Here is a 9,729-nt window from a genome sequence, read left to right as displayed (position 1 = left end):
GGTCTGCGGAGGACGTCGGGCCTGTGCCGAAGGCGCGCAGCGCGGGGGAGGCGAGCGCGAGCGGCAGGACGGTTGCGCACACGTCGTGCCGGAAGCCGGACAGCGTCAGCTCTTCTGTGCGCAGCCCACCACCGGGAGTGCCCGCGGCCTCCCGGACGAGCACCCGCCAGCCGGCCTCGGCCAGCGTCAGGGCGGCGGTCAGCCCGTTTGGACCGGCCCCGACGATCATCGCGTCGGAGCTGTCCGTGCTCACCGTGCACCTCTTCCATTCGGGTTCCATCCGGAGAACCTCGCCCATCCGGACCGTCGATGGGCACCCCACCCGGCGGCAGCCGGCCACGCACGATCGTGCCGCTGCCGGGCATCGAGCCCGAACGTGATACCCGCCCGAACGTGATACCCGCCCGAACGTGATACCCGCCCGTCCGGCCGTGCTCCAGGGCCGCCGTCGCGCCGCTGCTCCGAGCCTGGGAGCAGATGCCACAGAAGGTGTCCAGTGTCACTCATAAATGGGGCGTCTGTCACAGAGGGAAACTCAGCTGTGGACTCGTGCGTTGAGATCTGTGCATCATCAGTCACTTTCTGTTTCCGCGGGTCCAGGATGGACGTCGGATGTGGTCGGACCGCGGTGTCCGACGGGCGCCGGCAAACCGTCCCCAACGGTGATACCTCGGGGTCGATCTCCGACGAGACACCCGTCCTGCCGCATCGAACTCAAGGAGGATGCCATGACCGCTTCGGTTTCCCCGCCGTCACCGTCCCGGCACAGCCATTCGCCGCCCATGCCCGGGTCCACCGCCAAGCACGTGCGCCGGGCCCAGGGTGACCACAGCCCCCTGCGCCCCGATCTCCAGGCCTCCCTGGTCGTGTTCGTCGTGGCGTTGCCCCTGTCGTTGGGCATCGCCGTCGCCTCGGGGGCGCCGGTCGCCGCGGGTCTCCTCGCCGCGGTGATCGGTGGCGTCGTCGCCGGCGCCCTCGGCGGTGCGCCGTTGCAGGTGAGCGGGCCGGCCGCCGGGCTGACCGTCATCGTCGCCGACCTCGTCCACACCTACGGGTGGCGCGTCACCTGCCTGATCACCGTGGGGGCCGGGATCCTGCAGATCCTGTTCGGGCTCTGCCGGGTCGCCCGCGCCTCTCTGGCCGTCTCGCCGGCCATCGTCCACGGGATGCTCGGCGGCATCGGGCTGACGATCGTCCTCGGCCAGTTCCACGTGGTGCTGGGCGGACAGGCCGAGAGCCACGCCTGGGACAACGTCGCGGCAGTGCCCGAGGCGATCGTCGATCCGCACGTTTCCGCGACCCTCGTCGGCTTCGTCACCATCGCCACGATCCTGCTCTGGCCCCGCTTGCCGAAGAGGCTGCCGAACGCCATCCGAGCCATCCCCGCCTATCTCGCGGCGGTCGTGACGGGCACCCTGCTCGCCGCCGTCGCGGGCTTCGACCTGCCCAGGGTCAACCTGCCCTCGTCCCTGTTCGACGCGGTCGCCCTGCCGGGCCTCCCGCGCGGAGACTGGTCCGGCATCGCGCTGGGCATCGTCACCGTGGCCATCGTCGCCAGCGTCGAGTCCCTGCTCTCGGCCGTCGCGGTGGACCAGCTTGCCACCACCCGAGGCTGGCGGGGGCCGCGCGTCGACCTCGACCGCGAGCTGCTCGGGCAGGGCTCGGCGAACCTCGTCTCGGGCCTGGTCGGCGGGCTGCCGATCACCGGGGTGATCGTGCGCAGCTCCACCAACGTCGCTTCCGGTGGGCGTACCCGGAAGTCTGCCGTCCTGCACGGCATCTGGGTGCTGCTGTTCGCCGTATTCCTGGGCCGTGCCGTGGAGTGGATCCCGCTGTCCGCCCTCGCCGGCCTGCTCGTCGTCGTCGGTGTGCGGCTGGTCAACGTCGCGCATCTGCGCCACGTCCGCCGGCACGGGGAGCTGCCCGTCTACCTGGTGACAATCGTCGGTGTCGTCGCCCTCGACCTCCTGCAGGGTGTCGCCCTGGGTCTGCTCACCGCGCTCGCCCTGGTCCTGCGCCGGGTGCTGTGGTCGAGTGTCCGGCTGGTCCGCACCGGCGAGCTCTGGCAGGTAGAAGTCGAGGGGACACTGAGCTTCCTGTCCCTGCCCCGCCTCGCGCGGATCCTGGGCCGTATCCCCGTCGGTGCCCCTGTCTCGATCGAACTCATCGTCGACTACCTTGACCACGCCGCCTATGAGCATCTGCGTGGCTGGTGTGCGAACCACGAGGCGTCCGGCGGAACGGTGAGCGTCGACGAGATCGGCCAGGTCTGGTTCCGCCGGCCGGCCGAGGTCGCGGAGCAGCGGCGCCGCACCGTCGTCCCGCACCTCCCGCGCTGGTTCGCGCCCTGGTCGCAGTGGCAGGAACTGGAACTCGCGTCGTCACCGTCGGGTTCCCATTCGTCGGGGTCGCGGTCGTCGGATTCCCCACCGTCGGATTCCCATTCATCGGGGTCGCGGTCCTCGGATTCCCAGCCCGGCGGCGTCGTTCCGCCGGCGATCCACCCGGACCCGGACCCGGACCCGGCGGCGTCGGCCCCGGCGGTGTCGGTGCCGGCACAGGCCTCCCCCGACCTGACGGTCCAGCACGTCAGCACAATGCTGCTCGGGGTGAACGAGTTCCACCGGCGGGCCGCCCCGCTCCTGCGGGGCACCTTCGACGAGCTCGCCGGGGGACAGCAGCCCGGCGCCCTGTTCCTCACCTGCGCCGACTCCCGCATTGTTCCCAACATCATCACCAGTAGCGGTCCCGGTGACCTGTTCACGATTCGTAATGTCGGGAACATCGTCCCGGTGGACGACCCCGCCGGCTCCGACCCGGACGCGCCCTTGCGACGCGGTGGCGACCTGTCGGTGACCGCCGCGCTGGACTACGCCGTCGACGTCCTGCGGGTGCCCTCGCTCGTGGTGTGCGGCCATTCCAGCTGTGGCGCCATGCAGGCGTTGCTGTCCGGCGCGCTTGACGGCGCACCCGACTCGGCCCTGGCGGGCTGGCTGTCGCACGCCGCCGCCTCGCTTGAGCGGACGCCCCCTGCCGGCACGGAGGATCTGCTCCCGGTGGAAAGGCTGGGCCGCGCCAACGTGGCGCAGCAGCTGGAGAACCTGCGCGCGCATCCGGCCGTGCGCCGTGCCCTGGCACGCGGCACGCTAGAACTCGTCGGCCTGTACTTCGACATCGCCGACGCGCGCATTTGGGTGCTTGAGGAGTCGACCGGCCGGTTCGTCGACCCGATGGACGCGTTGCCGACGGCGGTCATCGGGACCGGCCCGCGTCGCCGGTGGGACGTACCGGTGCGGGTGCCCGCACCCATGGTCGCGGTCGGCGCGGGTCCTGCCGACGAGCAACCGCCGCCCGCCGGCCGGCGGGCCCGGTGGCTCAGCCTGCCGCGGTAATGCCGCAGCGGTGAAGGGCCGCCGATCGCCCGGGGCCCGGGATCAGGGATCCGAGGTGCTGACCCCGGAGATGCACCGATGGTCGGCGACGTCGATCGTTGGATGACGTCGATCGTTGGATGACAGAGAGTTGCCGAGGGTTGGGCGCGGTCTCAAGGCCGGAGACCGTTACCAATCCTCGGTAATTCGCCGTCGCGCCGGTTCGCCGTCGCGCGGTTCGTCCGCGGGGGTCAGGAGGCCGGGATGACCCGCTCCGGGTAGTCCAGCCAGGATGTCTGACCGTCGGGGGTGACGGTGAGCCCGAAGCGGGTGCAAGACGGCCGCCCTGCGTTCACCCACCAGTCGTAGGCCATTTCGAGTTCGTCCCACAACCGTCGTGGCCCATACTGGGTGACCTCGTGCCCGTCCGACTGCCCGTCCGACCCGGCGGTCAGTGACGCCCACGACTGTGACGCCGCGTGGGACAGCAGAAGTGTTTTCGCTGGGCCGCCTTCCTCGATCTGCCCGGTGGTGCAGCCGGGCAGCCACAGGCCGACCGCGAATCCGGCCGCGGCGTCCCCGAAGGGCTCATCCAGATACCGGCAGGTTGTTCTGACATCGGCGTCGTCCTCGCCGAGCCACCAGACGGGTTTGTCGGCCCGCTGGCCGCGCAGCCGCATGAAACCCGCCTCATCATGAAAATGGCCCGAGGCGGTGCCGTCCGCAACGGTCAATGACAGCAGCGCCCCACCGAACTCGCTCGTGAACGGCAGCACGATCCGCCCGCCCGGCCGGGTCTGCATGATCCAGGGGTAGGGAACGGTAACCACCGACGCTGTGGCGATGATCCGGTCGTAGGGAGCCCGACCGGGAAACCCCGCCGCGCCGTCCCCGACGACCACCGTCACCGGACGGCCGATTCTGGCGAGGGCCGCGCGGGCATGCCCCGCGATTCCCGGATCGATCTCGATGGTGGTGATCTGGCCGGTCGGGGTCCGCTCGGCGAGCAGCGCCGCGTTATAGCCGGTCCCGGTACCGATCTCGAGGACGTTCATCCCGTCCCGCACATCGAGGAGGTCAAGCATCCGGGCCATGACCCACGGCGCGCTGCTGGAACTGGTCGGTATGACGCCCCTACCGTCGTACCTGCCCGTCCCGTCGTCGACCTGCGTCGTGATCCCGTCGTCGCCGCGGCACAGCTTCGACCACCGCTGTGGATCATCCTGGCGCCGGAGCGGGACCAAGAAGAACCCGTCCTCGTCCCGGACCCAGATTTCATCCGGGATGAAGTCCTCGCGGTTTACCCGGCGGACGCTCACGCCTTCCCTGAGCCCTTGCACACGCCGCAGGAGACGGTCTCGTTCTTGCCGTCGCTGGTCACGGTGATCTTCCCGCTGCCGTTGCAGGTCGGGCAGGCTACCGGTTTCGCGTGCTTACCCACCCGACCGCCTCTCACCTGGGGCCATCTGGGGGTTCGGGCCCACGGCCATGATTCCATCCGGACGGTGCCGCGCGTCAAGGGGCCGCGGCAGCCTCGCGGCCGGGCCGGGAAACTGATCTAACTTGACAATTCTTAATATTTAAAAAATTTGTCGGCATCCGGGCGTGCTGGCCACGACACCCTGACGCCGACGCCGGCGGACGCCGGATCTGGTGGATCTCGCTAGAGCGGGCGGCAGACGTGCGTCAAGGTCCAGTCGGTTCCGGTCCTGGTCGCGGTCCTGGTTCCGGTCGCGGCACCCTCCGTTTTCGGCTGAGTGCCGGTCGTGCCGTCATGACCGCCCGCGCCGATCCGACGGTGCAGGAGGGTCGCCGTCAACGGGGCGACGTCGATCCGCCAGAACATCTCGACCGGGCAGCGCAGGGCGGCCACGAGCACGCCCCGGATGACCGCCGGATGGGTCACCGCGATGATGTGGCCCAGTTCGGTGCTTCGCCGGGCCAGCCAGTTCTCGACGCGGCTGAGCAAGCTCAGTAGGGATTCGCCGCCCGGCGGGGCCACCGCCGGATCGCTGTGCCACCGGCGCAGTTCGTCCGGGGGAATCTCGTCCAGGCTGCGCCCCCGCCACGTCCCGACGTCCAGGTCGCGCAGGGCCGGATCCACCTCGGGGACGACGGGTGGGCCCGGGGCCCGGGGGATGGTGACATCCCCCTTGCGGGCACCGAGGCCCAGGGCGGCGGCGGTCTGACAGGCCCGCGCGGATCCATCGCAGAGCACCCGTCCCGTCGCGGGAAGCGCGCCGGCCGCGACCGCCTCGGCGGCGCCGACGGCTCGGCGCAGCCCGTCGGCGTCGAGAGGTTCGTCGACAGGGAACCGGGCGGCCCGCAGGGCCGCGGTCGGCGCGCAACTAACCAGGGCCAGCCGCACCGATCGCACCGATCGCACCGATCGCGCTGGTGGGGGCCGCGGCACGTCGGAACGCGCGTTCGGTCAACGCGCCGAACAGCAGGCCGATGGCGGCCCAGACGGTCGCCTGGATGGCGAGCGAGGCGATCCGGAACCGCCACAGCACGTCGGCGGGGAAGCCCTCCGGCGTCTCGTGCACGCGGGGCAGGACGGCGTAGACGACGCCCAGGACCACCAGCCCGCCGACGACGGCGGCGATCGTCGCGTTCCAGCCGCCGAGCCGACCGGTGAGCCGCCGCGCGGCCACACCCGTCCCGACCACGACGATCACCGAGATCAGGATCATGAGGAAGTACAGGACGGTCCGCCGGCCGATCGTGTCGGGATTGCCGATCGCGGGGGGATTCGCCGGGTACTTCAGATCGGGCAGGAGGTAGACCGCGGTGAACCCGGCGAGGGCGACCAGGGCGGCCGTCCCCCGGGGTCCGAGGGCGCCTAGGCGGCCCTGCACGCACGCATACGCCAGGGCGAACATGCCGCCGATGGCGACGGAGAAGAGCAGCAGACCGGTGAACAGACCGAGCGTCGACTGCACGGTCCGGGACACCGGCTCGGACTCCTCGTGCGCGTGCGCGTGAGCGGCGAGACCCACCGCCTCGTGCGCATGAGTGGAGCTCTCGCCCGCCGACTCGAAGGTGATCGCGTGACCGATCTGGCTCTCGCCGAGGGTTTTCGCGACGATGAAGGCGAGCACGCCGGCGACCAGACCGACGAGCATGCCACGGATCAACAGTGTTCGTGCCACAGCGTCTCCTTGCTGGAACAGAGCGGGAGGAGGCGTCAGTGGCGTCAGTGGCAGGGGAAGCCGAGCAGGTGGCGGGCGTCGTGCACGAACTCGTGGACGTAGTTCCCGCCGAAGATTGACAGCGCGCCCTGCTCGGCGCCGACGAAGTACAGCCCGAGCAGCGCCAGCAGCCCGCCGAAGAGCAGGAAGGGCACCAGCTCACGCAGCGGGATGGTCGGCAGGGTCGGCAGTGCCGGCTGGGCGAGCGGTGCGGGGGAGACGGCGGGGTGCGCCATGAGGAGAACCTCCACTGGAATCACGCGTTCCACGGGTAGGACGGGTTCGGGTAATGGGTCTGACTTCCGAGACCGTCCAGGACGGACGGGCCGGTCACAGTGGCGCGACCATGCCGGAATCACACCGGCTTCCATCACACGAATATGCAGAGATAAACAGCGCCATGTAACCCTGTCAAGTTTTATGGGCTGCCAGGATGACTGGACGGGTCCGGGTGCGGTCCCCGTGGGGCATGCTGGTGTGCTGTGCGTGCGGTCAGTGTGCCGTGTATGCGGTCAGGGGGACCAGCAGCGGTCAGGGGAGCCAGGAGACGGTGGCACAGCCGAGCTGATGCCGGATGGGGCCGTCGGGCCCGGCGTTCGTGGCGTAGGCGCACACCGTGTGCGGGACGGCGCTGGTGATGACGGTGGTCTCGAAGCCGTGGTTGGAGCCGGCGTCGGGGTAGAAGCGGGCGACGTCCGGTCGGGAGGTGTCCGCGGTGGCGGTGGCGGCGGTGGCACCGTCGAGAGTGACCGTGACGGTGAGGGGGTCGGCGGGGGCGTCGGGGTCGTAGGCCCAGCCGGCGACGCGGACGCTGCTCCAGCCGGCGGTGATCCACGGGTTGGGCGTCGCGAGGTCGAGGTAGCCGAGGGGCGTGTGGTCGACGGCGGGCGCGTCCACGGTCGCGGTGGTGCAGCCGAGGCTCTGCCGGTGGAAGGAGCCGAGCGGGCCGATGTCCACCGCGGCGGTGCAGACGGTGTGGGTGCCGGGTGCGGCGGCCACGGTGGTGTCGAAGCCGTGGTCGGGGCCGGCGCCCGGGTGGGCCCGGGCGACGTCGGGACGGGAGCGGTCGGCGATGACGGTGGCGGTGGCGACGTCGTCCAGAATGATCGTTACGGCCAGGGGGCGGGTGAGGTCCCCCGGGTCGATGGCCCAGCCGGCGACACGGATGCCGGTGGGGGAGGCGTCGACGAGATCGAGAAAGCCGAACGGCGGCGCATCGTCCCCATCGGGACAGTTTTTCTCGATTTTTTCGGTTTTCTCGATCTTCCCCGTCTTCCCTACGTCACTGGACTCGGCCGTCGGGCAGGTGCCGGCCACGGCGGATCCGGCCAGGCCGGTGCCGATCAGGACGGTGGTGAGAACGAGGATGCTGATCATCGCGACGGTGGTACGTACGGGCGTTCGATGCGGCGTGATGGCGATGATCGTCACCCTCTCCCCTCTCACCCAAGGTGAGAACTGAAAGTAGCATCTTCATCGCTATCGGTCGACAACCGTGAAGGTTGTGTTGCATGTTGCATCCACGCCGCTGCCATGCGCATTCTGCGGGTGCGGTGTCCGTACGGCCATGGGTCCGTATGGCCATGGGGTGGTGGGGCCGCGGGGCGGCGACTGGACCCGGCTCGCCGACCGCGGCTGTTACCAGACCTGGATCAGCCAGCTCGGTCTGGCGGGGGACCCGTGGACCGGTCGCGGGACCGGATAGCTGAGAAAGCCTGCCGCGATCGTGCGCCCGCTCCCCGGCTCGGCGGCCAGCCGAACCGGGAGAACGGCTCCGCCCGCAGATGCAGACGGATGATCTCCCTGCTGTACGCCAGCGTGTCGGCCGGCAGATCGTCCGGTGGGTGCCAGGCGAGGGCGGAGCAGGTGGCCGGCTCCCGATTGGTGGGCTCGCCGCTCCACCGCGACACCAGGAAGCCGAAACCGATACGAGCGTCGCTGTCCGGCGGAAGGGCATGCGTGACACCCGCGAAAGCGACATCCTCGGGTTCGACCCCGATACCGAGCTCCTCGTCGAGCTCCCGGATCATCGCGGTCACGACGTCCTCGGCGGGCTCGATCCGTCCGCTGGGCAGCGCCCAGCAGCCGCTTCCGTAGATGCCTCCCGCGCGTTTCGTCAGGAGCAGGCGGCCGTCCCGTACCAGTAGCGCAAGAACGTCGACCGGGGTCCGGTGCTCGTGCCGCATGGTCCTCCTCGTGCTCTTCTTGTCCTCAGGTCGACGTCCCCAGGCCGACGATCGGGGGCCTTGTCGATCAAGGCTCTGGCCTGCGATGATGCAGTACCGGCGGACCGCTGCAAAATCACCCCGAAGCCAGCCACGCAAACCACCTTCGACTTGCACCTTTACCATTACGGTGTGGCAGTTCCGGTGCCAAGGTAACCCTTGTCGCCGAACATGTTCCTCGGATCGAGGACGTCGGGGATTCCGGACCGGGTTCGCCACGGCGGCCGTCCCACGAACCGCCTCCTCGAGGCCGACACCTCCGACGACCGTCTCACCCAGTGGCCACAATCCGTCGGACGGCCGTCGGCCGGTGAGTTGTGGGGACCTGAGCGCGGTCTGCGGTACTTGGACCGTGCCTTGCTTCCCACAATTTGGCCGCCGCGCGGTCAGGCGGACCTGGCCTTCGGCCTTCTTTGCCTGGTAGGGCGCCTACGAGGAGGCTTGTTCCGCAACCTTCAGTACAGATGATCCAGATCATTCCTCGTCGCCCCCAGGTGGTCCTTGCGTGATTGTCCGGATGGTTCGGGGGCGGGTCAGATCGGGCGGCGGGGCAGGCGTCCGCTCAGCGGCACAACAGAGCGTTGCCTGGGTGTTCTAGATACCGCGGTGTTTTAGATATCGAGGTCGACGTAAAGGGCGGCATGATCGGAGGCAGCCTGTCCGGCTCGGGTGATCTTGGGGTGGATCGCCCACTGGGCGGATGGGTGTTTGTTGTCGGGGTCGCCCCACAGGCCGGTGCGGACGATCTGCCCGCCGGTCATCCGGTCGGCGAGGTCGGGGGAGAGCAGGATGTAGTCGAGTCGGTTGCGGGCGGTGCAGGACTGGAAGGTACCGGGTCGGGGACCGGTGTCGAATCCGGCCCGGCTGGCGGCGTCCACGAGTGGGCTGTCGGGGCCGAGGAGGGGTTCGAGGCTGGGGAACGCGGGCGGGGGTGGCTTGTTG

The 9,729-nt window shown here is 69.9% G+C and carries 10 protein-coding genes; 1 reads left to right on the top strand and 9 read right to left on the bottom strand.

The genetic code is table 11. The features are described 5' to 3' along the window. Positions 1-253: NAD(P)-binding protein (locus AC08OV_RS21025; RefSeq protein ID WP_476620170.1), on the bottom strand; the 253-nt coding region annotated here is incomplete at its 3' end. A 475-nt stretch (positions 254-728) separates the two neighbouring features. Here AC08OV_RS21025 and AC08OV_RS21020 point away from each other — a divergent pair. Then, positions 729-3,392, top strand: coding sequence for a SulP family inorganic anion transporter (locus AC08OV_RS21020; RefSeq protein WP_476615250.1), 2,664 nt, complete (start codon positions 729-731; stop codon positions 3,390-3,392). A 230-nt stretch (positions 3,393-3,622) separates the two neighbouring features. On the opposite strand, the gene AC08OV_RS21015 is transcribed toward AC08OV_RS21020, so the two are convergent. The 8 genes from AC08OV_RS21015 to AC08OV_RS20980 all read right to left on the bottom strand — a co-directional run. Continuing rightward, positions 3,623-4,690, bottom strand: coding sequence for a methyltransferase domain-containing protein (locus tag AC08OV_RS21015; protein WP_476615249.1), 1,068 nt, complete (start codon positions 4,688-4,690; stop codon positions 3,623-3,625). Beyond that, complete coding sequence (locus tag AC08OV_RS21010) at positions 4,687-4,812, bottom strand: hypothetical protein (RefSeq protein WP_023842045.1); 126 nt, start codon at positions 4,810-4,812, stop codon at positions 4,687-4,689. Before AC08OV_RS21010 ends, AC08OV_RS21015 begins: the two co-directional genes overlap by 4 nt. A 222-nt stretch (positions 4,813-5,034) precedes the next feature. Then, positions 5,035-5,739, bottom strand: a complete 705-nt coding sequence (locus AC08OV_RS21005; RefSeq protein WP_476620169.1) for a histidine phosphatase family protein — start codon at positions 5,737-5,739, stop codon at positions 5,035-5,037. Then, a complete protein-coding gene (locus tag AC08OV_RS21000) occupies positions 5,720-6,523 on the bottom strand; it encodes a CbtA family protein (protein ID WP_476615247.1) in 804 nt (267 codons plus the stop codon). Before AC08OV_RS21000 ends, AC08OV_RS21005 begins: the two co-directional genes overlap by 20 nt. 44 nt (positions 6,524-6,567) lie before the next feature. Further along, a complete protein-coding gene (locus AC08OV_RS20995; protein WP_462188974.1) occupies positions 6,568-6,798 on the bottom strand; it encodes a CbtB domain-containing protein in 231 nt (76 codons plus the stop codon). 295 nt (positions 6,799-7,093) lie between these two features. After that, on the bottom strand, positions 7,094-7,993 hold the full coding sequence (locus tag AC08OV_RS20990) for a hypothetical protein (protein WP_476620168.1): 900 nt from the start codon (positions 7,991-7,993) through the stop codon (positions 7,094-7,096). A gap of 221 nt (positions 7,994-8,214) precedes the next feature. Beyond that, positions 8,215-8,748 (bottom strand): NUDIX hydrolase, encoded by a 534-nt coding sequence (locus AC08OV_RS20985; RefSeq protein ID WP_476620167.1) that lies wholly within the window; start codon positions 8,746-8,748, stop codon positions 8,215-8,217. A 650-nt stretch (positions 8,749-9,398) separates the two neighbouring features. Continuing rightward, positions 9,399-9,729, bottom strand: a 331-nt coding sequence (locus AC08OV_RS20980; RefSeq protein ID WP_476620166.1) for a hypothetical protein, incomplete at its 5' end; no start/stop codon positions are given.

It is taken from the genome of Frankia sp. CeTa3Moorea, from assembly GCF_978021225.1.
Note: the sequence above shows the minus strand (reverse complement) of the source record. Positions and strands in the feature narration are given on the sequence as shown.

Coding starts and splice junctions, on each gene's coding strand:
- AC08OV_RS21020 (WP_476615250.1), top strand. CDS start 729: ATGACCGCTTCGGTTTCCCCGCCGTCACCGTCCCGGCACAGCCATTCG.
- AC08OV_RS20995 (WP_462188974.1), bottom strand. CDS start 6,798: ATGGCGCACCCCGCCGTCTCCCCCGCACCGCTCGCCCAGCCGGCACTG.
- AC08OV_RS20985 (WP_476620167.1), bottom strand. CDS start 8,748: ATGCGGCACGAGCACCGGACCCCGGTCGACGTTCTTGCGCTACTGGTA.